Source organism: Streptomyces sp. NPDC001156 (assembly GCF_053598275.1).
In genome coordinates, this window is sequence record NZ_JBSFJX010000095.1 from 1 (window position 1) to 25,214 (window position 25,214).

Consider the following 25,214-nt stretch of genomic DNA (forward strand, 5'->3'; position numbering starts at 1 on the left):
CGACGCCACCAGGCAACAGCCCGCCGCAGCCACTACCGACGACGAACCGCCAGCGAACCCGCTGGATAGATCACGAAACCGCACTGGAGTACTAGCTCAGGACAGGGATCCGACGGCGGATCCCGCACCGGGCGCCGTCTCCGTACGCTCCGCCGTTCCGGCGCCTTCCGGCGCGCCGAAGCGCGCCAGGCAGTGCCACACCTTCTTCAGGTCCTGCGCCTCGTACCGGCCCGAGCGGACCGCGTCGCCGATGATCCGCGGGTCCAGGTGGCCGTTCTCCGCGATACTCGCGCCCAACTCGACGTACGCCGGGCCGCGGTAGTCGGCGTGGCGGCGCAACTCGTCGACGGCGATCCGGTATCCGGGGTGCCACTCGAGCGGGCACGGCAGCCGCAGGGCGGCGGCCTCCACGGGAGTGCCGCGGTAGCTCGCGTCCAGGACCAGTGCCTCCACGTCCCGGACGAGGAGGACGGAGCCGTGCACATGGGCCTCGATGTAGTCGTTGAGGGCGTCCTGGTCGTCGGCCTCGGCCAGCGCGATGAGGTCCATCCCGGATGCCACCCCGAAATGGGAGGGCTCGGCCGCGCTGTCCGGATAGCAGAAGGTCGCCCTGGCCAGGCAGGCGGCCGTGAGCCGGACATGGGACGAGCCGAACCGCGGGGCGGCGCCCACCACTTGACGGCGGAAGTTCAACGCTCCGTACACCGGCCGGTCCACCGCGGACGCGCCGTCATAGGCCCCGCCGAAGATCCGGCTCTCCCAGTGCCATCGGTCGCCGCCGGGATGGGCGGTCAGACCGCCGTTGCTGGTGCCGGTGACGAACTGCGAACGGTACGCGCCGTCCTCGGCCAGCGCCTGGAGGATCGGGCGCCCGGCCGCATGCCGGTCGGGGTGGAAGTTCAGCGTCAGCCGCAGGTCACCGCTGACCACGGGGCCCGAGGAGCGGACCGCGACATGGCGCAGGGCGTCCACGGCGGCTGCGTGGAGACCGCTGTCGAGCCCGAAATCCATTGACCCCTCCCCGATGGGTCTCGATAGATTTAGCCAAGAACCTAGACCCCATAGGCTGCAGGGCCCAGAAGGACTCCCATGAGATCACTCGCCGAGCAGGACATCCGTGACTCTTTCATCAACTGCTCGAAGGGAGAGGCCAAGCGCCTGCCTATGCCCCGCGACCTGCGTGAACGTCCCTGGGACGACCTGGACTTCCTGGGCTGGCGCGATCCCGGGGCACCCGACCGAAGCTATCTGGTCACCGGACACGGCGATCGGCTCACCGGTGTGGCCCTCCGGTTCCCGTCCTCGCAGCGCGGGTTCCTGCACCGGAGCATGTGCTCCCTGTGCCTGACCACCCACGCGGGCAGTGGAGTGTCCCTGATGACCGCCCGGAAGGCGGGTACGGCCGGGCGCGAGGGCAACTCGGTGGGGCTCTACATGTGCACCGACCTCGCGTGCTCCCTGTACGTACGCGGCAAGAAGGCCCCCGAGGGCGGAAGCCGCTTCGAGGAGAGCCTGACCACGCAGGAGCAGATCGCCCGGACGGTGGCCAATCTGTCCTCCTTCCTGGACAAGCTGTACGCCTGACGCCCGCCCTGCCCGCCGGGACCGACCCCGGCGGCGGCGCACCCCACCGACGGCTCACCCGGTGCGGTGGACTGCGGATTTCCGCGAGCGGCACTCCCTCGGGCTCCCTGTTGTCCATGGTTACGTTCGTTGCCTGCGAGGAGCGGGAAGGGCCCTAGGGATGCGAGATGTACGTGATGCCTGGGCGACGGCCTCCGCCCGGATCGTGAAGTGGCGCCAGGTGCCCGAGGTCGTTCAGGCGGTACGTTCGACCGCGGCCGCGACCGTCGCCTACGTGGTCGCCGTACAGCTCAGCCCCGAGCCCGCTCCCCTCACGGCCCCCCTGACGGCCCTGCTGGTCGTCCAGGTCACCCTCTACGCGACAATCACCAACAGCGTGCGCCGGGTGAACTCCGTGGTGGCCGGTGTCGTCATCGCCATCGGCTTCAGCGTGCTGGTCGGACTGACCTGGTGGAGCCTGGCCCTGATCATCCTGGCCTCCCTGGCCGTCGGGCATCTCGTACGGGTCAGCGAGTACGTGCCCGAGGTGGCGATCAGCGCGATGCTCGTGCTCGGGGTGACCCAGGTGGGCAGTACCGCCTGGGCGCGCGTCCTGGAAACCGTGATCGGCGCGGTGGTGGGCCTGGCCACCAACCTGTTCTTCGCACCCCCGGTGTGGGTGACCACCGCCGGGGAGTCCATCGAGGGACTGTCGCGCCGGGTACGCCAGATGATGCTGCGCATCGCGGACCAGGCCTCGGGACCTACGCCCGCATCCCAGGCGACCGCGCGGCTGTACGAGGCCCGCAGGCTCGACCACGACATCATCGAGGTGGACGCGGCGCTGCGGCAGGCCGAGGATAGCCTGAAGCTCAACCCCAGGGTCCGGGAGGGACTGCTCCACCGCATCGTGCTGCGCACCGGCCTCGACACCCTGGAGATCGTCACGGTGGTGCTGCGGGTCATCGCCCGGACCCTCGCCGACCTGGCGAAGGAGCGGGAGCCGGAGGCGCTGTTCGAGCCCGAGATCGGGGCGACGCTGGAGCGGTTGCTCTCGGAGATCGGCGACGCCGTGGTCAGCTTCGCCGTGCTGGTCACCACCGACGTCAGCCGCAGCGCCGAGTCCGCGGAGACCCGGCTCGCCGAGGAGCTGGTCACGGCGGGCGCGACCCGCGACAAACTGGCCCAGCTACTCCTCGAGGAGGTCCAGCGGGACACCCGTCAGTGGCAGTTCCACGGCGCCATCCTGACCGAGGTCAACCGCATCCTGGACGAGATGGACACCGAGCACCGCACCCGCCGTCTGCTGGAGGAGCTGGACCGGGGCACCCGGGAGCAGCGCGAGCGGAACCCGCGTCTGACCAGGCTGCGGGACCGTGTGCGCGCACGGCTGCGCGGTGTTCTGCCGGGCCGGAACCGTCCGGGTCCGCCCTGACGTTCTAGGTGAGGACGGACGGCCGGACGGCAAGGGGGACGCATGGACGCGGTGCGGATCGACGGGAACTCACTGGTCCTGCCCGGGGGTGTGCGGGTCCGGTTCATGCGGACGCTGCGGCTGCCGGAGACGGGTACGCATCCGCTGCCGCCGGGCCTCGGCGAGTTCCCGGTCCGCCGGGTCGAGGACCACGCGGAGACGGTGCCCGCCGAATGGCGGGCGCGCGGCGGCGTGATGCTCCCGGTGTATCTGCGCGAGGCCATGTGGCTGAGCTTCGGCGCGTCGGAACCGGCCGCGCTGCAGGTGGGAGCGGGCAAGGTCTGCGCGGTCTCCGGCAGGCCCTGGAACTCCCGCCTGGGCCGTCGTCCGCAGAACTACGTGGTGCTGCCGCGCCAGCCGTGGCTCGACGGGATCAATTCGGGCAAGGGGACGGTCCGCCAGTTCGTCGCGGTCCCGCTCGGCCTCGGTGCCACGGTCGAGGGCCAGGTCACGGGCGAGGAGGTGTGGGGCGGCATCCAGTTGCAGACCTTCCCGCTCAAGGAGAAGCCGCTCGCCAGGTGGCGGGAGGAGGAGCGGCGCAGGCGCGAGCGGGCACGGGCGATGCAGACGCATCTGTCTGCCGGGCTCTACGGCGGAGCTCCCCCCGCTCCGGGTGCCATGCCCCCGGCCCCCGCGATGGCGGCCGCTCCGGGCGGTGCCCCGCGCAGCGCCCCTGCCATGGGGCTGGGCGTAGGCGGCTCGATGCGCCAGGAGGTCTACCAGGACGACTGGCGGGCGGGCAGCTGGGCCGATGAGCCGGCCGGGCGGGTGTTCGTGCATCTGGTGACGCCTCCGGAGTGGCGCCGGATCACGGGTGAGGCGCCCCCGCCGTCTCCGGTGGACCGGGCGGCGTACACGCAGGCCGGACTGCCGTGGTTCGACTACTACGACCAGGACGGCGAGGATCTCGCACCCACGGACGAGCTCGGCGGCGTCAAGCCGGTCGGCGACTGGCTCGGCGACGACCACGAGCCCTGGCAGCAGCCCGCCCCGAACCAGGTGCAGCCGCTCGGTGATCTCCCGGGCAAGCCCGTCCAGGACGGTGACTGGTAGGCAGGCGTCGTCCTTGGCGCAGCGATGATTGCCCGCCTTGCAGACATGGCTCGGTACCCGCCAAGGTGGCAGTCACAGCTGAGCCGACGACTCTCGAGGTGCGGGCATGGTCACGGGTGCGGAACCGTCGCGGGGTTCCCTCGGCGGGGGCTGGAGCAGACGCCGTTTCCTCGGCGCGGCCACGGCCGCCGTCGCGGTCACGACGATCCCCGCCCCCGTGGCACCCCGCGAGCCGCAGGACGCGCCCCGTAAGGAGCCGGAGAGGGCGAGCGCACCGCCGCGCCGGCCCTCCGGTCCCCGCCCGCTGTTCATCGGCACGTACACCTCCGCCGAGGGCGGCGGCCAGGGCATCGGCCTCGCCCTGTACGACCCGGAGACCGGCCGGATCACGGGCGCCGGGACGGTGACCGGGGTCGCCGACCCGTCGTACCTCGCGGTGCACCCGGACGGGCGCACGCTCTACGCCGTCGACGAGCAGCAGGACGGCAAGGTGACGGCGGTGCGCCTGCCGGGACACGAGATCCTCGGCAGCCGCAGCACCGGAGGGGCGGGTCCCTGTCATGTGTCCGTGCACCCGAGCGGCCGCTGGCTGCTCAGCGCCAACTACCTCTCGGGGAGCGTGGCCGTGCATCCCATCGAGGCCTCGGGCGCGCCGGGCGAGCGCACCGATCTCGTCACGCACTCCAGTCCGCCACCCGGGCCGGGTCAGCAGGGCCCACACGCACACCAGGTCATCACGAGCCCCGACGGCGGCCACGTCCTCGCCGTGGACCTGGGCACGGACACCGTCTACACCTATCGACTCGACCCGTCCAAGGGCACGCTCACCGAGGTCGCCCGGGCGCGCACCCGGCCGGGCGCGGGCCCGCGGCACCTCACCTTTCACCCGGACGGCCGCTTCGCCTATCTGGCCAACGAGGTCGACAACACGGCCGTGGTCTGCGCCTACGACCCGGCGAGTGGGCGCCTCAGCCCGGGGCGACCGCAGTCGACGGGCACGGGCACGGGCACGAACTACCCGGCGCAGTTCGCGGTCACGGCGGACGGGGCGTACGCGTATCTCGCCAACCGTGGGCACAACAGCCTGACCCGGTACGCGATCGAGGACGACGGTGCCGCGCTGCGGCCGCTGGACACGGTGCCAGTGGGCGGGGACTTCCCGCGCCATATCGCGCTCTCCCCCGACGGCCGGCTGCTGTTCGCGGCGAACCAACGGTCGAGCACGGTCACGGTGTTCCACGTCGACCGCGCGAGCGGCGAACTGAGCCTCGCGGGCGAGCCGTTCGCCTCACCGATCGCCGTCTGCACGGTACCGCTGTAGCACACGGGGGCAGCTGATCCGGGCGGCCTGCCCGAGCAGCACATGCATCCGTTCGGTCAGCTGGGCCACGTCGTCCGCGGGCTTGTGGAAGGTCAGACGTACGTCACCGTGGCCCTGCACCCGCTCGATGCGCAGCGTCAGCCCGTGGCGGTCCACGGCGAGGGGCTGTACGCGTACGGCGCCGTGCAGGCTGTCGGGGTCGACCAGACGGCTGAGCCGCTCGACGGTGTCCGGGTGGGCGTCGGCCAGATGGGTGAGCAGCCCGGACTCGGCCGCGGCCAGCGGGTCGGGCTCGGCGGACGCGTACTCCTCGGGGTCGACGACGACCACGCCGTTCGCCCGGCGCAGCGCGATGCGCGTCGCCTGGAACACCAGGTGTCCCTCCTCCGCCTTGAACTGCCCCGCCAGCCAGACCCGGGCGCGGATGCGGGACCGTACGGGGACGGGCGCCACATCGGCGAACTCCAGCACCGCGGAGGGCTCTCCGCGCGGTGCGCAGATCGCGGTGGCCGGCAGCACGCTGTCCTCCGGCAGGTGCAGCAGCACCCTGCCGTCCGCCGTGACGGTGTGCGCGCCGACGAACTCCTCCCGGCCGCTCTCCGCTGTCACCGCGCAGGACCATGCGGCTGCCAGCACCGACCGGGCGCGTTCCGCCGCAGCGGGCGCGGCCGTCCAAGCGTGACGGTCACCCATTCCCAACCTCCTTAGGTAAGCCTTGCCTAACTTATCGGAGATCGGGGTGTGCGCCAACCCGGACCGGGCCGGCATCCGGACGCATCCGTCAGCGCGCGACGACCCCCAGCAGTGCGCGGGCGCACAGGTCACGCACCTGCTCCCGGGTCAGGTCGGCACCCCGCAGCCACTCCAGGCAGACCGCCGTCGTGAAGGCCAGCCAGCCACGGACGGCGATCCTGAGCTCGGGCCGCCCCTGCAACTCTCCGCCGAACTCCGGGTCCGTCGCGAGGACCGCCAGGATCTGCTGCTCCTGCGCCGCGAGCGACCGCTGGTAGACCTTCCGCACGGCTTGGTCCCCCGCCGCGTCGGCGCGATGGAAGGCGCGGAAGCCGTGCGCGTGTTCCTCGACGTACGCCAGAAAAGTGTCGAGGCCCGCGGCGAGCTGCTCACGCAGCGGAACCCCCGGCACGGCCGCCGTCATCCGCAGCATCCGTTCGCTCTCCCGCTCCACGACCGCCGCGAAGAAGTCCCGCTTGGTCGGGAAGTAGTGGTACAGCAGCCCCCGCGAGACACCGGCGATCTCGGCGACCTGCTCGATCCACACGTCGTCGTAGGGATTCTCGGAGAACAGCCGCGCCCCGACGGCGAGGAGCTGCTCCCTGCGCTCCTCGGTGGTGAGCCGGCGGCGTGTGCGCTCCCCCTGGTTCGCGGCCATGTCCGCACTGTACTTGACGTCGGTTCAACAGCGGGATCACACTGAATCCGCTATTGAACCCACGTACAACACGGGCGGGACGTGCTCCGCGCTCCGCCGCACCGAGGGAGATGGCGCCATGGCGCAGACGACGGCGACCGCGCCACCCAAGGGGTTCCGCGGCGCGGAGCTGGGCTGGCCGGAGCTCTGGCGCATTCCGCACCCGCCGCGCCGGATCCCGTTCGCCGGCGATGTGCTCGGCGCCGACAGGCGCAAGCCGGTGCAGGACTCGATGCGGTTCGGGCGTCTGCTCGGACCGATCTTCCGGCGGAGGTTCTTCAGCCGGGAGATCGTGTTCGTCGGGGGCGGAGGGCCGGCGGCCGATCTCGCCGACGAATCGCGGTTCGCCAAGCACGTGGGCCTGGGCGTCGCCAATCTGCGGCCGGTCGCAGGGGACGGACTGTTCACGGCGTACAACCACGAGCCCAACTGGCAGCTGGCGCACGACGTCCTGGCGCCCGGCTTCAGCCGCGAGGCGATGGCGGGCTACCACCCGATGATGCTGGATGTCGCCGGACGGCTGATCGACCGCTGGGACACCGAACAGGCCGCAGGCAACACCGTGGACGTGCCCGGCGACATGACCAAGCTGACGCTGGAGACGATCGCGCGCACCGGTTTCGGGCACGACTTCGGCTCCTTTGAGCGGCCGCGGCCGCACCCCTTCGTCACCGCGATGATCGGCACGCTGACGTTCGCGCAGCGCCGCAACCTCGTTCCTGTTCCGCTGACACCCCTGCTGCTGCGCGGCGCCGCCCGGCGCAACGAGGAGGACATGGCCTACCTCAACCGCACGGTGGACGCCGTCGTCCGCGCGCGGCGCGCCGCCGACGGCGAGGGGGACCTGCTGGACCGGATGCTGGACACCGCGCATCCGGTGACCGGGGAGCGGCTCGCGCCCGAGAACATCCGCCGCCAGGTCATCACGTTCCTGGTCGCCGGCCATGAGACGACCTCGGGCGCACTCTCCTTCGCCCTGCACTACCTCTCCCGCCACCCGGACGTCGCCGCCCGCGCCCGCGAGGAGGTGCACCAGGTCTGGGGCGATGCCGCACGCCCTGGCTACGAACAGGTCGCCAGGCTGCGGTACGTCCGCCGGGTCCTCGACGAGTCACTGCGGCTGTGGCCCACCGCACCGGCCTTCGCGCGGGAGGCACGGCACGACACCGTCCTGGACGGCACGCATCCGATGCGCGAGGGCGCGTGGGCACTGGTGCTGACGTCGATGCTGCACCGGGATCCGGAGGTGTGGGGGCCCGACGCGGAGCGCTTCGACCCCGAGCGGTTCGACGCGAAGGCGGTACGGGCACGTCCCGCGCACACCTTCAAGCCATTCGGAACCGGGGCGCGGGCCTGCATCGGGCGGCAGTTCGCGCTGCACGAGGCGACCTTGGTGCTGGGTCTGCTGCTGCGCCGTTACGACCTGCGTCCCGACCCCGGCTACCGGCTGCGGGTGGCGGAGCGGCTGACGCTGATGCCCGAGGGGCTTCGGCTGCGCCTCGAGCGCCGCCCCGCATCGCCGCCGTGCCGTCCGGGGGCCGTCGCCGAGGCGCGGTCAGAGGTGCGCTGCCCAGTGACCGGGGCGCGTGACTGATGCCGGCAGCCGGGTGCCCGAACTGCCCCGGGCCGCAGTGATCTGGGGCTGCGTCAGGAAGAGAGCGCCCGTCAGATCGGCGTCGGTGAGATCCGCGTCGCGCAAGTCAGCGCCGATGAGGTCGGCGCCGCGCAGATCGGCACCCGTGAGGTCGGCGGCGATGAGGCAGGCGCCCCGCAGTCCCGCGCCGCGCAGATCCGCACCCCGTAGACGGGCTCCGGCGAGGTCGGCGCCCCGCCGGTCCTTGGTGCTGCGCCCCGTTCCCGAGCGCACCAGCTCACTGGCGCGCAGCAGCAGCGCGCCTACCTGCTGCCGGTGCGCGTCCACATCCAACTCCCCCAGTTCCGCCGGGCTCCGCAGAGTGAGCCGTTCGGTGCTCGCCAGCATGCGACGCAGGTCGCCGTGGATCGGCCGAGCGGCAGGAGGGGTGAGGGCCTCCGTCAAGTACCGGAGCATTTCATGCAGTTGGCGCACCACGGGGAACACGTCGAACATCCGCCGGGCGTGTTCCGGCCCGACCGACCGCCAGTCCTGACCGCCGAAGGTGAGCTGGGAGACCTTCTGTCCGGCGCCGAAGCAGTCGTACACCGTGCAGCCCGAGAAGCCGCGCTGCCGCAACTCCGAGTGAATCCCGCAGCGGAAGTCGTCCCGCAGATTCCGGCAGGGCGTGCCGGCGTCCTTGTCGATCGCGAAGTCCGCCGAGCGGCCGAAGGGCAGTGCGACACAGCACAGGCCGAAGCAGCGACTGCAGTCGGCCCGCAGCTCGGACGGCTCGGTGGGGGATGCGTGCATGCCGTCCATGCTAATGACGTCGGCGGTTGCCGCGGAAACCCTTTTCCGCGGCAACGGCCGGGCTACCCAGCGGGCACGGGCACCGGGCCGAGCCGCCTGCGCCGACTCACATCCATGCGTCGGGTCCCGGGTCGTTGCCCGTCGCCACTGTGGCGAGCCGGTCCACGTAGTGCACCCAGCCCTCCTCGTGCGCGGCACGCGCCTCCGGCGAGGGCAGGTTGCGGTGGACCAGACGCAGCAGGGTGCCCGCAGCGACCGGTTCAAGGGTGATCTCCACGGTGGTGGAGCCCGGCGGCACGGGCATTCCGCCCTCCGCCCAGCCCCAGGTGAAGACCAGCCGCGTGGGCGGGTCGACCTCGACGAAGTGGCCCTGCGCGACGTTCTCACCGGTGACGGTCGTCCGGTAGGCGCCACCGGGCCGGAAGTCGAACTCCCCGTCGCCGCCCATCCAGCACAGCCACTTGTCCCGGTCGGTGAAGAAGGAGAACACCGTCTCGGGCCGGGCAGCGATGAGCCGTTCCACTGTGACCTCGTCAGCGTTCAAGCGTTCGCCCCTTCGGTGTTCCCGGGCCCCTCACGCTCCGCCCGCTCGGCCGCCTCCGCCAGCGTGTCCAGTCTGGCCGCCCACATGGACTGCAGATAGTCGGCCAGCGGGCCCATGGCTGCACGGTCGGCGCGGTAGAAGCGCTTCTTGCCCTCCTGACGCAGCGTAACCAGGCCGGAGTCGCGAAGCACCTTGAGGTGCTGCGAGACCGCCCCGAAGGTGACGTCGAACCGCTCGGCGATCTCGCCCGCGGACAGCTCGGCGTCCCAAACCAGGCGAAGGATCTCGCGCCGTCTGGGTTCAGCGACCGCCCGTACCGCATCCACGGACATCATTTTAGCCACCACTACAGCTTGCAATCGAGCGCCATGTCATTTTAGTGTCAGCTAAAGCAAATGCATCGACTGGAGTAAGGAGCACGTGCCATGGCCGACATCGCCATGCAGTTGCACATCGAGGCCGACCCGGAGACCGTGTACACGGCGATCTCCACGACCGAGGGGATCCGCGGCTGGTTCACCACGACCGCCACCGCCGACGAGGCCGTGGGCGGTGTGCACGAACTGCGCTTCCCGGGCGTGCCGGAGCCGTGGCGGCTGCGGGTGACGCAGGCGGAACCCGCCAAGCAGCTCGTCCTGACCGGTGAGAACGGCCCCTGGACCGGTACCGTCCAGACCTACGAGGTCCTGCCGCGCACCGAGGGCGGTGTCACCCTGCGCTTCACGCACAGCGGATTCCCCGCGGTCGACGACGCCTACCGGGACTTCACATACGGCTGGGCGACGAAGTTCGTCCAGCTCAAGGCCTACGCCGAGACGGGCGAGCCTGCGCCCTTCTTCGCCGGCTGACCCGACTGCGCGTCACCTGCCCCGCACCGCACCGACCCCCGCCGGAACCACCGGCACACCCGAGGAGGAACACCATGTCCCAGCACAGCACGCTGTATCCCGCCATCAAGGAATGCGCCGACGCCGTCGCGGCCATGGCCGCCGGCATCGGCACCGAGCAGCTCGGCGACCCCACCCCGTGCGAGAAGTTCACCGTCGCCGAACTCCTCGACCACCTCGGCGGGACACTCACGTCGTCCGCGCGGGCCGCCCGCAAGGAGCCGCTGGTCCCGGACGAGGACGTCTCCACGGCGATGCCGGCGCTCGTCGCCGAGTCGGCCGTACTCGCGGCGGCGGCATGGGCCGACCCCGCAGCGTACGAGGGAGTCTGCGAGTTCGGTCCGGGAGAGATGCCCGCAGGCTTCGCGGCCGCCATCACCCTGCAGGAACTCGCCCTGCACGGCTGGGACCTGGCCCGCGCCACCGGCCGGCCGTTCACGCTCGGCGAGGACACCGCACGGGTCACCCTCGGTGTCGTCGAGCAGATCGCCGAACAGGCCCGCTCCACCGGCGGCTACGCACCGCCCGTGCCGGAGTCCCCCGGCGCCCGCGCCTTCCAGCGTGCGCTCGCCGCCAGCGGGAGGAACCCTGAGTGGCACAACTGATCACGGAGAGGACCCCCGACGACAAGGCAGAGGAACCGGTATGACGATCGACGAGACGGCGGAACGCGTGATCCGGCTGCCACCCGGGGAAGTGGCCGCGTACGCCATGGACTGGCGCAACGATCCCGAGTGGACCCAGGGCATCCGCACGGCGGAGCTCACGCGCGAGGCGGACGCAGGCGGCTTCGGCGTCGGCGCCGAGGTCACCCGCACCGCGTACTTCCTCGGCAAGCGCATCGACTACGTGCTCCGCGTCGCGGCGTACGACCCACCGGAACTGCTCGACATGGTGTCCGTGGCGGGCCCGATACCCATGCACGTCACGTACACCTTCGCCGCCCACCCACAGGGCACACTGGCTCGTATCCGGGTCCGGGGCAACGCCGGTCGCCACTACCGTCTGGCCGCGCCCATCATGGCAAGGCAGGTCCGCTCCTCCATCGGCAAGGACCTGCGGGACCTCGAGCGCAGACTGCCGGCGCCGCCGGGAGACATGCACTCCTGAGCCCGGCCGGCGCCCCCCTGAGGGAAAGCTCACCGTGGGGTCTCCTGCCCGTGGTGGTCCACTCATCCGTACGACAACAAACTCCGCTACCACGGAGGTACACGTCGTACGACCCTGGAGAGACGTCATGTGCACGCACCTGCCTCCGTGCCCATCGGCCGACCGGCCCGACCACGACACCGCCGTGGTCGTCTCCGCCCACCCCGAGCAGGGCTGGAACCTGCTGTGCAACGGCACCATCGTCTTCGACGACACCGGTGAACTGCTGCCGGACGGCCGGACCGTGGCCCCGTTGCGCACGACGGCGAGGACGGGAGCCTGACCCAGGGTCAGGACCCCGTCGCGGTGAGGCCGAGCCGCCCCAGCCGCTCGGGGTCCGACAGGATGTAGATACCGGTGATCCTGCCGTTCACTACGGTGACGCTCATGACCGACACCGGCCGGCCCTCGGGCGCCGTGACGACGCCGACGGCGCCGTTGACCAGGGCGAGCCGCGCGTACCGGGAGTACCGCCGGAACATGAGCGCCCCCTTGGCGACGGTGGCCGCGCCGCGCACCACCTTGGAGGCGGCCGCACCGCGCACCAGCGGCCCGGCGTCCGCCCGCAGCACCACCTCGGGGTCGAGGACGGCGACCAGGGCGTCGAAGTCGCCGGCGCGTGAGGCCGCGAGGAACGCCTCCACCGCCTCGCGCTGCCGACCGAGGTCAGGATCGGACACGGGCTCCGCGCCCTGCACCCGTCGGCGGGCGCGGCTGGCGAGCTGCCGGGTCGCGGCCGATGTGCGCCCCACGATCGGGGCGATGTCGTCGAATGGCACGGCGAACATGTCGTGCAGCACGAAGGCGAGGCGCTCGGCGGGCTCCAGCGTCTCCAGCACCACGAGGAGGGCCAGCCCGACCGAGTCGGCGAGCAGCATCTCCCCTTCGGGGTCCACGCGCTCCAGTGGGGTGACGACGGGGTCGGGGACGAAAGCGTCCGCCATGGGTTCCTCACGGCGCGCGGTGCGGGAGCGCAGCATGTCGAGGCAGATGCGGCCCACGACCGTCGTGAGCCAGCCGGCGAGGTTGGTCACCTGACTCACATCGGAGCGGCTCAGCCTCAGCCACGTCTCCTGTACGGCGTCGTCGGCCTCGTTCAGCGAGCCGAGCATCCGGTAGGCCACGGCTCTGAGATGCCCGCGGTGCGTCTCGAAGCGCTCGGCCAGCAGTTCCTTGTCGTCCATCGATCCCCGTTTCGAAATGCCGTCGGCATGGGCGCAGAAGACGATCGAAGCACGGCTCCGGCACTCCCGCGGAACCTGACCGGCTGGCGGCCGAAAAGCTCGAACGCAACGGCCGGTTCGCCGCCGAACCGCTCGCCCGTGGCCTCGGCATGGGAGGTCAGGAACGACCGTGCGTATGTCTCCGGGTCCTCCTGTGTCAACGCCTCCAGGTACGTGCGGTGTTCCAGCAGTGAGCGCACCGCTCGCTCCAGGCCCGGCGCCGCCCGCACGGCGTGGGCCGGCGTCGCGGAACTGGCGACGGCGACCCAGCGGACGCCGTTCCAGGGCTCGAGGCCCCGCTCCGCGAGCTCCGGAAAATCCACCGGTTGCCGGCGTCCGCCGCCGCGTCGAGCGTGGCCCGTCCGACGGCCACATGGTCCGGCGTGTTCCAGGCCGTCCCGAACCAGGTGTCACGGTGGTTCAAGGTGAGGACCAACTCGGGGCGGTGCCACCGGATCGCGGCCGCGATGTCCCGGCGCAGCGCGACGCCGTACTCGACGACCCCGTCACGGTGGTCGAGGAACTCCACGGTCGACACCCCGACCGCCGCGGCGCTCGCCCGCTGCTCCCGCTCGCGCAGCGGTCCGCCCACGGCGGGCTCGAGCGAGTCGATGCCCGCCTCGCCGCGGGTCGCGAGGAGGTACGCGATCTCCCGGCCGCCGTCGGTCCATCCGGCGATGGCCGCCGCGCAGCCGTACTCGAGGTCGTCCGGATGGGCGACGACGGCGAGGGCTCGCCGCCAGTCGTCGGGCATGGGTGCGAGTCGGTCCTTCCGCGGCTCCGTCATGGCCGCAGACCAGTGCCGCCGCCCGGCGGCCGAAGGGGAGGGACGGCGCTGCCGGGGATCAGTGCGGTGACCAGGGCACCGCCCCGGATCATCCGGCCCGGTCCTCCGAGACCTCGTCCCGCGCCAGCGCCAGCAGACGGTCCAGGACGCGGGGGCCACTCACGCGGACGCCGTCGTGTTCGAACTCGTTTGTGACCCAGGTGCGCAGACCACGGACCGTACGGGCCGTCTGCAAGGAGTGCGCGGCGTCGACGTACATGTCGTCGTGGTAGATCGCCGCGGCCACCGGCACCTCGTTGGCGGCGAGGCGGGCGGCGTCGTACAGGGGCGTCCAGTCGGTGCGCTCGGCCAGCAGGTCGGCGGTGTCGCGCAGCGGGCGCAGCGCCGGGTCGGTCTCGAACGTCCACGGGTGCACGGACTCGCCCGTGAACAGGACCAGGCCGTCGCCCGCGAGCGCCTTCGCGGCGTCGAACTGCGGGAAATGACCGCGCATCCGCTCCGCGGACCAGCCGGTGGGGCGCTCGTCCTGGCCGTAGGTCGCCTCGTGGACCAGTGCGTACAGCGGGTGCCCCGCGTACGAGAGCAGGCCCTGCACCTGCTCCTGGAAGGCGTCCGAGAGTTCGAAGCCCCGAGCGGTCCTGACGAAGGCGCCCTCCAGGAGAAAGTGCAGACGGTGGGTTCCCTCGCCGCCGCCGAGGAGGATGCCGAGGGACTGGAAGGCCTCCACGGTGAGCTTGTAGCCGCCGTTGAGGACGGGCTCGTGCTGGAGCAGGTACTCGGCGATGCGGCGGGCGCGCTCCACGTCCTGTGGGTAGCGGGCATAGTGCGCTGCGACCTTGCTTTCGATACGCGGGTACGCGGCCCGATAGACGTCGTCGGCGTGCGCGTCGAGGGAGGGAAGGCCGCCGGTGATCAGGGCCGCGCGCAGTCCCTCCGGGGCGGTCGAGAGGTAGTTCACGGCGCAGAAGCCGCCGAAGCTCTGGCCGAGGACCGTCCACGGGTCGCCACCGGTGACCTGCGGGCGGATCGCCTCGCAGTCGCGGACGATGGAGTCCGCACGGAAGTGAGCAAGGTAGTCGGCCTGCGCCCGGGGGCCGCCGCGCAGCGGGAGCGTCTGCCGGTTGGCGGGCGTGGAAGCGCCGGTGCCGCGCTGGTCGAGCAGAAGGACGCGGTACTCCTCGAGAGCCCGGCCCAGCCATGCCTGCTGCCCGATGAAACGATTCGCCCCGAAGCCGGGGCCGCCTTCGAGGTAGACGAGCCAGGGCATGCCGGCGTCCGCCTTGTCCGCGGCGACGACCTCCCGCGCGTACAGCTCGATCGTCTCGCCTCCGGGATCGTCGTGATCGAGGGGCACGGTGAAACGGCGATCGGTCAGGACGACGCCGGGCTGGCGGTAACTGAGGCTCAACAGTGCTCCCGGGGGACGGACGGATTTCCAGGCCGCGTCCCAGTTCAGCACATGATCCTGTGGTGCCGTGGGCCGGGGATCAAGAAACCTCTACTGACCGGCTGCTCAGCCGGTTTTGCCCCCTCGAGCATGCGGGAGCCCCGCCCTGGCCGCCTGCACGCCCCGCAGGGCGCCGAGGGCGCGCGGTCCCTCGCCGCCCGCGGCGCCCCGGCCGAGGCACAGCGGTCCGGGAGCACCCTGGACGCGGACACGGTACTCATGAAGGTCTGCGGATTCCGACGCGCGACCGCCGCTCATCGGGGTCCGCGGGAACGGGAACTCGCCGCCGATCCGCTCGCCGCGTACGGTCGTTTCGATGGGCGGAAAAGATCGATGCCGAGCGGATCGGCGGACGACAGGCCGGCCGGAGCGCCCGCGCTTCGCCGACTCGAAACGACGCACAAGCCGGGTTCGTCCCCCACGGACCCCGGCCGGAAGGCGGGGCACCATGGCATGCCGCTTCCGGAGTACTCGGCGGTCCGGGGTGTCAGAGTGTGTCACGCGATGGTGTTGACGATCACGGTCGGGTCAGGAGGCCGGGATGTACGGCTCGCGTGAGTGGCTGTACGAGCGGATCCGTCGCGGCCGGCGGGCAGACAGGCGCTCGTGATGGCAGGTGACAAAGAGGCGAGGGAACCGAAGCACCCGAGCCTTCCCGCGCTGCGGATGCGTCTGCGTGACGAGCTGGGCCGGATCGACGAGCAGTTGCGCGCCCTGCTCGCCGCCGTGGACCGGCTGGAGGGCCTGCTGAACGCGGTGGTGTCCATCAGCCGTGAGGTGGATCTGCCCGCGGTGCTGCACCGTATCGTGCGCACCGCCATGGACCTGGTGGGCGCCCGCTACGGGGCGCTGGGAGTGCTCGACGAGTCCGGCGAGCACTTGGAGCAGTTCATCGCCGTCGGTCTGTCCGAGCGCGAACGCGCGGACCTGGACAAGGTCGGGCTGCCTCTCGGGCGAGGTGTCCTCGGACATCTGATCCGCCACCCCGAACCCTTGCGGGTCGACGACATCTCGGCCCACCCGGCCTCGGCCGGATTCCCCCCGGGACACCCGCAACTGCGCACCCTGCTCGGGGTCGCCATCCGCACCCGCGGTCATATCTACGGCGATCTCCTCCTTTCCGAGCGGCACGACGGGCGGTCCTTCGACGTCCACGACGAGCACGTCCTGGTGGCCCTGGCCAGCGCCGCCGGCATCGCGATCGACAACGTCCGTCTGTTCGAACGGATACGCACCGCGTCCGAACAGTTCCAGCGCCTTCTGCTGCCGACCCTGCCCGATCTGCGGCCTTTCACCGCCGCCGCCATCTACCGGCCCGCCGCGGAGCCCAGCCGTCTCGGCGGCGACTGGTACGACGCCGTCCTGCTGCCGGACAACGTGGTGGCGATCGTCATCGGCGACGTGGTCGGCCACGATCTGCACGCCGCCGCGGCCATGGCCTGCACCCGCAACATGCTGCGCGCCCTGCTGTTCGACCGCGGCAATCCGCCCGGTTCGGTCCTCGCCCAGCTCGACCGCACCATGCAGGCGATCACCGACAATCCGGTCACCACCACGAGTCTGGCCCGCATCGAACCCGAGGGCCCGGCCTGGCGGCTGCACTGGAGCACGGCGGGCCACGTCCCACCGCTGCTGATGAGCCCGGACCGGCGAGTGGAATACCTGTTCGCGGAGCCCGGACTGCCACTCGGGGTCGACCTCGAGCAGTCCCGCCCCAACCACACCCGCCTGCTCCCCCCGGACACCACGGTCGTCTTCTTCACCGACGGGCTCATCGAACACCCCGGCCACCCCATCGACGAGAGCCTGGACGAGCTCGCCGCGCTCGCCGCCGACCACGCCGCCCTGCCCCTGGAGGACTTCGTCACAGCCCTCGCGGACAACCACCCCAGCGACGGCCACGACGACATGGCCATCCTCGCCCTGCGTACGCCGCGCGCCTGAGGCAGGCTCTCAGCGGGACCAGGGGGCCGGAAAGCCCGGGGGACGAGCCGACCGCCCACCCGGATCGCGGCGGTTCTCCGCGGACCCGCCGAGCCGCGGACGGCGCTGGCGTGGTGGATCCGGCCGGACCGAAGGACCATGGACTACGGGGCGATGCCGATGGAGAGACCTCCCGATGCTGTCGCACGGCGTGAACGGCTGCGGCGGGCCGGTGTGGCCACGCTGGAGATCTGCGCCGTCGCCGCGCTGTATTACGCCTCCGGCAAGCTGGGGCTTCTCCAGCAGCTCGTGCGCGGCCAGGTCACACCGCTGTGGCCGCCGACCGGGATCGCCCTGGCCGGCCTGCTCATCCTGGGCCTGCGGGTCTGGCCGGGCATCGCACTCGGCGCGTTCCTGATCAACATCTCGCTCGGGCCGTCGCTCCCCGCCGTCCTCGCGATCGTGTCGGGGAACACGCTGGCGCCCATCTGCTCGTACCTTCTCCTTCGCCGTGCGGGGTTCCATACGGCGATGGACCGTCTGCGGGATGCGCTCGCCCTGGTCTTCCTCGGTGCCTTCGTCGGGATGCTCATCAGTCCGACGGTGGGCGCCGGCGCCCTGCTCCTCGCCGGGGTCCTGTCTTCCGGTGAGTTCTGGCCCACGTGGTCGGTCTGGTGGACCGGTGACGCGATGGGCGTGCTGGTCGTCGCCCCGGTGCTGCTCGTGCTCCGCTCGGCACACCTGCCGAAGAACGTGCCGGCCTCCCGCTGGCTGGAAGGGTCCCTGCTCGCGGCGGCGACCGTCGGCACCGGGATCCTCCAGGCCACCCACACTCCGCTGCTGTTCCTCGGCTTCCCGGTGCTGATCTGGGCGGCCTTCCGTTTCCAGCGGGCCGGAGCCGCACCCTGTGCCCTTGCCGTGTCGGCCTTCGCGATCGTGGCCGCTGCCCGGGCCACAGGACCGTTCGCAGACCATGACCTGCTCACCAACATGATCACTCTGCAGGCGTTCAACGGCTCTGCCGCGCTGACCGCGCTGCTGATCGCGGCGGCCGTGACGGAACGCAACCAGACGCAGAGGGAGATCGAGCAGGCCTGCAGACAGCTCGCCGACATGGTCGAGAGGATCGACCCCGGGGGCGACCATCGCCCGGAGCCGCCGGAGCACGGAGGCGACGACGAGGAGGGCGGCTGAGGAACCTCGGAGGCGCACGCGCGCCGGGCCTCACGTCAAGCGGTCACGGTCACCCGACGAGCTCCTGGGTGCCGAGCACCGTGAGAAGGGCGAGGCGTTCGGCGTCCTCGGTGCCGGGATCGGCCGTGTAGATCATGATGTGCAGGTCGGAGCCCGCCACGGTGAGCACGTCGCAGTCCAGTGTCAGGGTGCCCACCTGGGGATGATCGATGGTCTTTCGCGCGGCCTCGTGGCGGCCGACGGTGCCGGAGTCCCACAGCTCGGCGAACCGGTCGCTGCCGGCCCGAAGTTCGGCAACCAGCCGCCGCAGCCGCCGGTCGGCCGGATAGCGGTGGGCGGCCGACCGGAGGTCGGCGACCAGTGCGGCCTCGAACGCGCGCCGGGACTCGAGGGTGTGCCGGACACGGGTGTTGCCCTGGCCCACCAGGTGACGCCACACGGCGTTGCGCTCGTTGCCGCGCCACCGGGACGGATCGCCCATCAGGGCCGCGTACGGCGGGTTGGCCATGAGCAGCGTCCAGGAGGCGTCGGAGACCGCGACGGGCGTCCCGGTCAGTCTGTCCAGCAACCGCTGCACGCTCGGCGTGATGTGCGTGGGTACCGTGTCCGGGCCCGGCGGTGCCAGACCGGCCAGCCGGAACAGGTGTGCGCGCTCGGTTCCCGACAGCCGCAGGGCCCTGGCCAGCGCCTCGACGACCTGCGCCGACGGATGGGAGGCGCGACCCTGTTCGAGGCGGGTGACGTAGTCGACGGAGATCCCGGCCAGTTGGGCCAGCTCCTCACGGCGTAGTCCGGGCGCGCGGCGGCGCTCTCCCGCGGGCAGCCCGGCCGCCTCCGGCGGGACCCGGTCGCGCCAGCGGCGCACCGCCCTGCCGAACTCCGCCGTCGTCATGCCCACCAGTGTGCACCGCCGGCCGCGAAGCATCCTGGTACCGGCAGTCCCAGGAAGACAGGGTCCCTGGCTGACCGCACTCCGCGATCCGACTCTTGAGACATGACGACAACACTGATCACCGGAGCGAACAAGGGTCTCGGATTCGAGACCGCCCGCCGACTGCTCGAGGCGGGCCACTCGGTCTACATCGGCAGCCGGGACGCCGAACGCGGGCGCCTGGCCGCCGAACGACTCGGCGCGCGCCTGGTCGTCCTCGACATCACCGACGACGCGTCCGTCGCGGCCGCGGCGAAGTCGATCGAGGCCGAAGGCGGACTGGACGTGCTGGTCAACAACGCCGGTATCGAAGCGCGGACACCGGACGGTGGCGTGCCAGGAGCCGCGGACCTGACCGCCGAGGCGATGCGGACGCTGTTCGACACGAACGTCTTCGGCCTGGTGCGCGTCACCCACGCGTTCCTGCCGCTGCTCCAGCGCTCCGCCGCCCCGGTCGTGGTCAACGTGAGCAGCGGACTGGCCTCGCTGACCCGGGTCAGCGCCGAGGGCACGCCGACGTACGCCTATCCGGGTGTCGCCTATCCGGCGTCGAAGGCCGCGGTCAACATGATCACGGTGCAGTACGCGAAGGCGTTCCCAGCCATGCGGATCAACGCGGTGGAGCCCGGTTATACCGCCACGGACCTGAACCACCACACCGGCATCCAGACCGTCGAGCAGGGCGCGGAGATCATCGTCCGTATGGCACAGGTGGGTCCGGACGGCCCCACGGGGGGCTATTTCGACGTCGAGGGCCCACTCCCCTGGTAATGATCGTGGTGGACGGCGAGGCCCGGCTCACCCTGTCGTGAGCCGGGGACTCCCCGACGGCCGCCTCCGCGGATTACGCTGCACTGATCCGATGACCGATCACTAGGAGCCATGATGCGTGTCGCTCTGTTCCTGACCTGTGTCAACGACACGCTCTATCCGGACACCGGTCGTGCCGTGGTGAAACTGCTGAACAGGCTGGGCGTCGACGTCGATTTCCCGATGGCCCAGACGTGCTGCGGACAGGCCCACTACAACACGGGCTACCGGCATGAGGCCGAGCCGCTCGCGGTGAAGTTCTCCGATGTATTCCGGGACTATGAAGCCATCGTGACCCCGTCCGGGTCGTGCGGGGCGATGGTGCGGGAGCTGTATCCCCGGATGGGCGAGCGGGCGCGGGCAGAAGGGCGCGGGAACAGGCTGGCGACCACGCTGGCGCCGGTGGTCCCGAAGACATTCGAGCTGACGGAGTTCCTGGTGGACGTGCTGGGCGTGACGGACGTCGGCGCGTTCTACCCGCACCGGGTGACGTACCACCCGACCTGCCACGGACTGCGGAGCCTGGGGCTGGGCGAGCGGCCGCGGCGGCTGCTCCAGGCCGTCAAGGGACTGGAGTTGGTCGAGTTGCCGGGGGCCGAGGAGTGCTGCGGGTTCGGCGGCACCTTCGCGGTGAAGAACTCCGATGTCTCCGCGGCGATGGGCGTCGACAAGGTGCGCAACGCCGAGTCGACCGGTGCCGAGGTGCTGTGCGCCGCCGACAACTCCTGTCTGATGCACATCGGCGGGACGATGGCGCGGCTCGGCACGGAGATGCGGCCGGTGCACATCGCGGAGATCCTGGCCAGCACGGAAGAGCAGTCACTGGTATGAGTGCCGTCGTCTTGCTGAAGGGACGCATCGCATGAGCGGGACGTATCTGGGGATGCCGGCCTTCCCGGAGGCCGCGCACGAGGCGGTCGGCAACAAGACCCTGCGCGGGAATCTGCGGCACGCCACGCACACCATCCGGGCCAAGCGGGCCAAGGCGGTCGCGGAGGTGTCCGACTGGGCTGCGCTGCGGGAGGCGGGCCGGCAGATCAAGGACCACACCCTGCGGCATCTGGACCGCTATCTGGTGCAGTTGGAGGAGACGGTCACCGCCGCGGGCGGCATCGTCCACTGGGCCGCCGATGCGGACGAGGCCAACCGGATCGTCACCGAACTGGTCAAGCAGACTGGGCAGTCGGAGGTCGTCAAGGTCAAGTCGATGGCCACCCAGGAGATCGGGCTCAACGAGGCGCTGGAGGCCGAGGGCATCCGCGCCTACGAGACCGATCTCGCCGAACTCATCGTGCAGTTGGGCAAGGACCGGCCCTCGCACATCCTCGTCCCCGCCATCCACCGCAACCGCGGTGAGATCCGCGACATCTTCCGCAGCCAGATGGGCGAGTGGGGCCGCCCGGCCCCCGAAGGACTGACCGACACCCCGGCCGAACTCGCCGAGGCGGCCCGCCTCCACCTGCGAGAGAAGTTCCTGCGCGCCAAGGTCGGCATCTCCGGCGCGAACTTCATGGTCGCCGAGACCGGCACGCTGGTGGTGGTCGAGTCCGAGGGCAACGGCCGGATGTGCCTCACCCTCCCGGAGACGCTGATCTCGGTGGTCGGCATCGAGAAGCTCGTGCCGGCCTGGCGGGACCTGGAGGTGTTCCTGCAGACCCTGCCCCGCTCCTCCACGGCCGAGCGCATGAACCCCTACACCAGCACGTGGACCGGCACCACAGACGGCGACGGCCCGCACACCTTCCACCTCGTCCTGCTCGACAACGGCCGCACCGACACCCTCGCCGACGAGGTCGGCCGCCAGGCACTGCGCTGCATCCGCTGCTCGGCCTGCCTGAACGTCTGCCCGGTCTACGAGCGGGCCGGCGGCCACGCCTACGGCTCGGTCTACCCCGGCCCGATCGGCGCCATCCTCATCCCCCAACTCCGCGGCATGCAAAGCGAGATCGACGCCTCACTACCCTACGCGTCCTCGCTGTGCGGGGCCTGCTACGAGGTATGCCCGGTCGCCATCGACATCCCCGAAGTGCTGGTCCATCTACGGGAGCGCGTCGTGGAAGGCGGCAGCGTGACGCAGGCCGGCAACAAGGTGGTCCTGAAGCCGGCCAAGGGGCATGCCGCCGAGCGGGCGGCGATGCGGGCAGCCCGCTGGGCCTTCTCCCACCCCGGCGCCCTGCGCACCGGCCAGCGCCTCGCGTCGCGCTCGCGCCGCTTCCATCCGCAGACGCTGCCGGGCCCGGGCAGGGCGTGGACCGCGAGCCGGGACCTGCCGGCGGTGCCGGCGGAACCGTTCCGGGACTGGTGGCAGCGCACGCACGGCGGGAGGGACACGAAGTGAGCAGCAGGGATCTGATCCTGGGCCGGGTGCGGCGCGCGCTGGCGGACGCACCACAGGACGACACGCCGTACGAGCAGGCGGTTTCCCGCAGTTATCTGTCGCGGCACGGCGAGCGTTCCGTCGCGCGGACAGTGGAGCTGCTCGCCGAGAACCTCGCGGACTACCGGGCGCTCGTGCACCGGGCCGACGCTCCCGGGCTGCCGTCGGTCCTGGAAGGACTGCTCTCCGCACACGGCGCCCGGACCGTGCTGGTCCCGCCGGGGCTGCCGTCGAACTGGCTGAGCCTGTGCGACGTCGAGCAGGTCCCCGACCGCGCGGACGACACGCCGCACGACCTGGACCGCGTCGACAGCGTGGTGACCGGCTGCGCGGTGGCCGTCGCCGAGACCGGCACCATCGTGCTGGACGGCGGCCCGGATCAGGGCCGCCGCCGGATCACGCTCGTCCCCGACCATCACATCTGTATCGTCCGCGTGCCCGGGCAGGTCGTGTCGTCCGTGCCCGAGGCCCTGCGGCGGCTCGACCCGACACGCCCACTGACCTGGATCTCCGGGCCGTCCGCGACGAGCGACATCGAACTGGACCGCGTCGAGGGGGTGCACGGTCCACGCACCCTTGAGGTGGTGCTGGTGAGCGAGGAGTGACCGGCGCCCTTAGCGTGAGGGAATGATCCGGTTCGAGGAGGTCGCCAAGCGCTATCCGGACGGTACGATGGCCGTGGAGAAGCTGTCCTTCGAGGTCGCGGAGGGCGAGCTCGTCACGCTGGTGGGACCGTCCGGCTGTGGCAAGACGACCACGATCATGATGGTCAACCGGCTCGTCGAGCCCACGTCCGGCCGGATCCTCCTGGGCGGCGAGGACATCGCGGCCGTCGACCCGGTGCGCCTGCGCCGCCGGATCGGCTATGTGATCCAGCAGGTGGGCCTGTTCCCGCACCGGACCGTGCTGGACAACGCCGCCACCGTGCCGTCCCTGATCGGCTGGAAGAAGGCGCGGGCCCGGGCGCGCGCCGAGGAACTGCTGGACCTCGTGGGCCTGGACCCGAAGACGTACGGGCCGCGCTACCCCGACCAGTTGTCGGGCGGCCAGCGTCAACGGGTGGGCGTGGCACGGGCGCTGGCCGCCGATCCGCCGGTCCTGCTGATGGACGAGCCGTTCGGTGCGGTCGACCCGGTGGTGCGGGAGCAACTGCAGGACGAGTTCCTGCGGATGCAGGCGGCCGTGCGCAAGACGGTGCTGCTGGTGACGCACGACATCGAGGAGGCAGTGCGGCTCGGCGACCGGATCGCGGTGTACGGGCAGGGGCGGATCGAGCAGTTCGACACGCCGGGGGCGGTACTGGGCAGGCACGCGACACCCTACGTCGCCGGATTCGTGGGCGCCGACCGGGGACTGAAGCGGCTTTCGGTGACGGAGATCGAGCCGGGCGATCTGGAGCAGCCGCCCGTCGCCCGGCTGGACGAGCCCGCCGAGCGGGCTGCGGCGCGGCTGCACGCGCAGGGCGCGCGCTGGGCGGTCGTCCTCGACGCGGACGGCGATCTGCACGGCTGGGCAGGCGCCGGCGAACTCGGCACGGGCGGCCTGGTGCGCGACCACGCCCACCGGATGAACTCCTGGGTTCCCGTGGGTGCTTCGCTGAAGCAGGCCCTCGGGGTCATGCTCCAGCACGACGCCGGATGGGTGGCGGTGCTGGACGGAGCACACTTCCTGGGCGTCCTGACCCCGGCCAAGCTCCACGAGGCACTGCGGCGCTCCGTGGACGCGGAGGCGCGGGGCGTGCCACGGGGGCAGGTGCCGTTCGACTCGGTGGCGGACGCGTAGCCGGCGCGAGGCGGCCGGTTGCGGCTCGGGGTCGTCAGTCGGGCACGCGCCCGTCACTCCACCGTCCCTGTGACGCATGACACACACGGGCGTGCAATTTTTTGCACAGGGCAATGATGGATCTGCCCGGCCCGTCCGTACCTCCTGGCGTACGAGCCGTTCGCCTCTGGAGAGAGCATGCCCATTTCCCGCAACTTGGCAGGAACCGTCTTCGTGGCCGGCGCACTGGGCCTGACCCTCACAGCCCTCGCCTACCCCGCGATGATCGGCGTCCAGACCACGTCCAGTTCCCCGGAGCGCGTCATCGCCAACACCCGCTACGGGCCGCTCACCGAGGCGGACCGCGACTTCGTGGTCAAGGTGCGTTCCGCCGGACTGTGGGAGTATCCGCTGGGCGAGATCGCGCTGAAGAAGGGCTCCACTCCCGAGATGCGGGAAGCCGGCAAGCACCTGATCGTCGGGCACGCCGGACTCGACGCGATGTGCCGCAAGATCGCCCCCGAGCTGGGCATCACCCTGCCCAACCAGGCCACTCCGCAGCAGCAGCAGTTCGTGGCGACCTCGGACGCCGAGTCCGGCAAGCAGTTCGACATCACCGCCGCCAACATCATGCGCGTCACCCATGGGCAGATCTTCCCGGCCATCGCCAAGATCCGCGCCACCACCAAGAACACGCTCGTGCGCCAACTTGCCGACCTGGCCAACGACACCGTGCTCGACCACATCACCGTGCTGGAGAAGACCGGCACGATCAACTTCGACCAGGTCCTCTTCCAGGAGACCACCCCGCCGAAGCTGCCCAAGGACCAGCTCACTCCGCCGCCGCCGCAGCCGGGCACCCCGATGGTCGTCCTCACTCCCCGCCCCGACCTGAACATCAACACCGCCTCCCCCGCGCCCAGTCCGACGGTCGGCTGATCCGCGGCTGACCGAG

The 25,214-nt window shown here is 71.3% G+C and carries 26 protein-coding genes and 2 pseudogenes; 17 read left to right on the forward strand and 11 right to left on the reverse strand.

All coding sequences use genetic code 11. The features are described 5' to 3' along the window. Positions 1–96 precede the first annotated feature (96 nt). Positions 97–1,011: a DUF3626 domain-containing protein gene (locus ACWDA7_RS32325; RefSeq protein WP_450608773.1), complete on the reverse strand. Its 915-nt coding sequence runs from the start codon at positions 1,009–1,011 to the stop codon at positions 97–99. A gap of 78 nt (positions 1,012–1,089) precedes the next feature. On the opposite strand from ACWDA7_RS32325, the gene ACWDA7_RS32330 reads away from it, so the two are divergent. The 4 genes from ACWDA7_RS32330 (at position 1,090) to ACWDA7_RS32345 (ending at position 5,411) form a co-directional block, all read left to right on the forward strand. Further along, entirely contained in the window at positions 1,090–1,584 is a 495-nt protein-coding gene (locus tag ACWDA7_RS32330) for an FBP domain-containing protein (RefSeq protein ID WP_450608775.1), read from the forward strand. Between the two features lie 160 nt (positions 1,585–1,744). Then, positions 1,745–2,998 carry an FUSC family protein gene (locus ACWDA7_RS32335; RefSeq protein ID WP_450608776.1) on the forward strand — a complete coding sequence of 418 codons (1,254 nt, stop codon included), beginning with the start codon at positions 1,745–1,747 and terminating at the stop codon, positions 2,996–2,998. A 42-nt stretch (positions 2,999–3,040) separates the two neighbouring features. After that, a complete protein-coding gene (locus tag ACWDA7_RS32340; protein WP_450608778.1) occupies positions 3,041–4,090 on the forward strand; it encodes a hypothetical protein in 1,050 nt (349 codons plus the stop codon). A gap of 106 nt (positions 4,091–4,196) precedes the next feature. Then, a complete protein-coding gene (locus ACWDA7_RS32345; protein WP_450608780.1) occupies positions 4,197–5,411 on the forward strand; it encodes a lactonase family protein in 1,215 nt (404 codons plus the stop codon). On the opposite strand, the gene ACWDA7_RS32350 is transcribed toward ACWDA7_RS32345, so the two are convergent. Together ACWDA7_RS32350 and ACWDA7_RS32355 are read right to left on the reverse strand one after the other, a co-directional pair. Beyond that, positions 5,379–6,104: a DUF2470 domain-containing protein gene (locus ACWDA7_RS32350; protein WP_450608782.1), complete on the reverse strand. Its 726-nt coding sequence runs from the start codon at positions 6,102–6,104 to the stop codon at positions 5,379–5,381. The genes ACWDA7_RS32345 and ACWDA7_RS32350 overlap by 33 nt on opposite strands. Before the next feature lie 88 nt (positions 6,105–6,192). Then, positions 6,193–6,801: a TetR/AcrR family transcriptional regulator gene (locus tag ACWDA7_RS32355; RefSeq protein WP_450608784.1), complete on the reverse strand. Its 609-nt coding sequence runs from the start codon at positions 6,799–6,801 to the stop codon at positions 6,193–6,195. A gap of 118 nt (positions 6,802–6,919) precedes the next feature. On the opposite strand from ACWDA7_RS32355, the gene ACWDA7_RS32360 reads away from it, so the two are divergent. Beyond that, positions 6,920–8,434 carry a cytochrome P450 gene (locus ACWDA7_RS32360; protein WP_450608786.1) on the forward strand — a complete coding sequence of 505 codons (1,515 nt, stop codon included), beginning with the start codon at positions 6,920–6,922 and terminating at the stop codon, positions 8,432–8,434. On the opposite strand, the gene ACWDA7_RS32365 is transcribed toward ACWDA7_RS32360, so the two are convergent. The 4 genes and pseudogenes from ACWDA7_RS32365 to ACWDA7_RS32380 form a co-directional block, all read right to left on the reverse strand. Continuing rightward, on the reverse strand, positions 8,396–8,569 hold the full coding sequence (locus tag ACWDA7_RS32365; protein WP_432938944.1) for a pentapeptide repeat-containing protein: 174 nt from the start codon (positions 8,567–8,569) through the stop codon (positions 8,396–8,398). The two genes, ACWDA7_RS32360 and ACWDA7_RS32365, sit on opposite strands and share 39 nt — an antisense overlap. Beyond that, a pseudogene (locus ACWDA7_RS32370) lies at positions 8,567–8,674 on the reverse strand (pentapeptide repeat-containing protein); the annotation flags it as partial. The gene ACWDA7_RS32365 and the pseudogene ACWDA7_RS32370, both read right to left, overlap by 3 nt. A gap of 658 nt (positions 8,675–9,332) precedes the next feature. Further along, positions 9,333–9,770, reverse strand: coding sequence for an SRPBCC family protein (locus ACWDA7_RS32375; protein ID WP_450608788.1), 438 nt, complete (start codon positions 9,768–9,770; stop codon positions 9,333–9,335). Continuing rightward, a complete protein-coding gene (locus ACWDA7_RS32380) occupies positions 9,767–10,096 on the reverse strand; it encodes an ArsR/SmtB family transcription factor (protein ID WP_450608790.1) in 330 nt (109 codons plus the stop codon). The genes ACWDA7_RS32375 and ACWDA7_RS32380 overlap by 4 nt, the downstream gene beginning before the upstream one ends. A 99-nt stretch (positions 10,097–10,195) precedes the next feature. Between ACWDA7_RS32380 and ACWDA7_RS32385 the strand changes: the two genes are divergently transcribed. The 4 genes from ACWDA7_RS32385 to ACWDA7_RS32400 all read left to right on the forward strand — a co-directional run bounded on the left by ACWDA7_RS32385 (position 10,196) and on the right by ACWDA7_RS32400 (position 12,089). Continuing rightward, positions 10,196–10,618, forward strand: a complete 423-nt coding sequence (locus ACWDA7_RS32385) for an SRPBCC family protein (RefSeq protein WP_450608792.1) — start codon at positions 10,196–10,198, stop codon at positions 10,616–10,618. 74 nt (positions 10,619–10,692) lie between these two features. Next, a complete protein-coding gene (locus ACWDA7_RS32390) occupies positions 10,693–11,262 on the forward strand; it encodes a TIGR03086 family metal-binding protein (RefSeq protein ID WP_450608794.1) in 570 nt (189 codons plus the stop codon). Between the two features lie 40 nt (positions 11,263–11,302). Then, entirely contained in the window at positions 11,303–11,767 is a 465-nt protein-coding gene (locus tag ACWDA7_RS32395) for an SRPBCC family protein (protein WP_450608796.1), read from the forward strand. Between the two features lie 127 nt (positions 11,768–11,894). Beyond that, positions 11,895–12,089, forward strand: coding sequence for a DUF5999 family protein (locus tag ACWDA7_RS32400; protein WP_450608798.1), 195 nt, complete (start codon positions 11,895–11,897; stop codon positions 12,087–12,089). Between the two features lie 7 nt (positions 12,090–12,096). Here the strand turns inward: ACWDA7_RS32400 and sigJ are convergent, their stop codons facing one another. The 3 genes and pseudogenes from sigJ to ACWDA7_RS32415 form a co-directional block, all read right to left on the reverse strand. After that, positions 12,097–12,990: an RNA polymerase sigma factor SigJ gene (gene sigJ / locus ACWDA7_RS32405; protein ID WP_450608800.1), complete on the reverse strand. Its 894-nt coding sequence runs from the start codon at positions 12,988–12,990 to the stop codon at positions 12,097–12,099. A gap of 86 nt (positions 12,991–13,076) precedes the next feature. Beyond that, positions 13,077–13,816: pseudogene (locus tag ACWDA7_RS32410) on the reverse strand (PIG-L deacetylase family protein); the annotation flags it as partial. Positions 13,817–13,904: 88 nt separating this feature from the next. After that, positions 13,905–15,224: an alpha/beta fold hydrolase gene (locus tag ACWDA7_RS32415; protein ID WP_450608802.1), complete on the reverse strand. Its 1,320-nt coding sequence runs from the start codon at positions 15,222–15,224 to the stop codon at positions 13,905–13,907. Positions 15,225–15,929: 705 nt separating this feature from the next. On the opposite strand from ACWDA7_RS32415, the gene ACWDA7_RS32420 reads away from it, so the two are divergent. Further along, a complete protein-coding gene (locus tag ACWDA7_RS32420) occupies positions 15,930–17,207 on the forward strand; it encodes a PP2C family protein-serine/threonine phosphatase (RefSeq protein ID WP_450608830.1) in 1,278 nt (425 codons plus the stop codon). Positions 17,208–17,345: 138 nt separating this feature from the next. Next, positions 17,346–18,380, forward strand: a complete 1,035-nt coding sequence (locus ACWDA7_RS32425; protein ID WP_450608804.1) for an MASE1 domain-containing protein — start codon at positions 17,346–17,348, stop codon at positions 18,378–18,380. A gap of 49 nt (positions 18,381–18,429) precedes the next feature. On the opposite strand, the gene ACWDA7_RS32430 is transcribed toward ACWDA7_RS32425, so the two are convergent. Next, positions 18,430–19,272 carry a helix-turn-helix transcriptional regulator gene (locus ACWDA7_RS32430; RefSeq protein WP_450608806.1) on the reverse strand — a complete coding sequence of 281 codons (843 nt, stop codon included), beginning with the start codon at positions 19,270–19,272 and terminating at the stop codon, positions 18,430–18,432. A 102-nt stretch (positions 19,273–19,374) separates the two neighbouring features. On the opposite strand from ACWDA7_RS32430, the gene ACWDA7_RS32435 reads away from it, so the two are divergent. From ACWDA7_RS32435 to ACWDA7_RS32460, 6 genes are all read left to right on the forward strand, one after another. Then, on the forward strand, positions 19,375–20,082 hold the full coding sequence (locus ACWDA7_RS32435; RefSeq protein ID WP_450608808.1) for an SDR family NAD(P)-dependent oxidoreductase: 708 nt from the start codon (positions 19,375–19,377) through the stop codon (positions 20,080–20,082). A gap of 114 nt (positions 20,083–20,196) precedes the next feature. Beyond that, positions 20,197–20,952 (forward strand): (Fe-S)-binding protein, encoded by a 756-nt coding sequence (locus ACWDA7_RS32440; protein WP_450608832.1) that lies wholly within the window; start codon positions 20,197–20,199, stop codon positions 20,950–20,952. Positions 20,953–20,983: 31 nt separating this feature from the next. After that, a complete protein-coding gene (locus tag ACWDA7_RS32445) occupies positions 20,984–22,459 on the forward strand; it encodes a LutB/LldF family L-lactate oxidation iron-sulfur protein (RefSeq protein WP_450608810.1) in 1,476 nt (491 codons plus the stop codon). Continuing rightward, on the forward strand, positions 22,456–23,103 hold the full coding sequence (locus tag ACWDA7_RS32450) for a LutC/YkgG family protein (protein ID WP_450608812.1): 648 nt from the start codon (positions 22,456–22,458) through the stop codon (positions 23,101–23,103). Before ACWDA7_RS32445 ends, ACWDA7_RS32450 begins: the two co-directional genes overlap by 4 nt. A 22-nt stretch (positions 23,104–23,125) precedes the next feature. Then, entirely contained in the window at positions 23,126–24,280 is a 1,155-nt protein-coding gene (locus tag ACWDA7_RS32455) for an ABC transporter ATP-binding protein (RefSeq protein ID WP_450608814.1), read from the forward strand. 177 nt (positions 24,281–24,457) lie between these two features. Continuing rightward, positions 24,458–25,198 (forward strand): DUF4142 domain-containing protein, encoded by a 741-nt coding sequence (locus ACWDA7_RS32460; RefSeq protein ID WP_450608816.1) that lies wholly within the window; start codon positions 24,458–24,460, stop codon positions 25,196–25,198. The last annotated feature ends 16 nt before the right edge of the window (positions 25,199–25,214 follow it).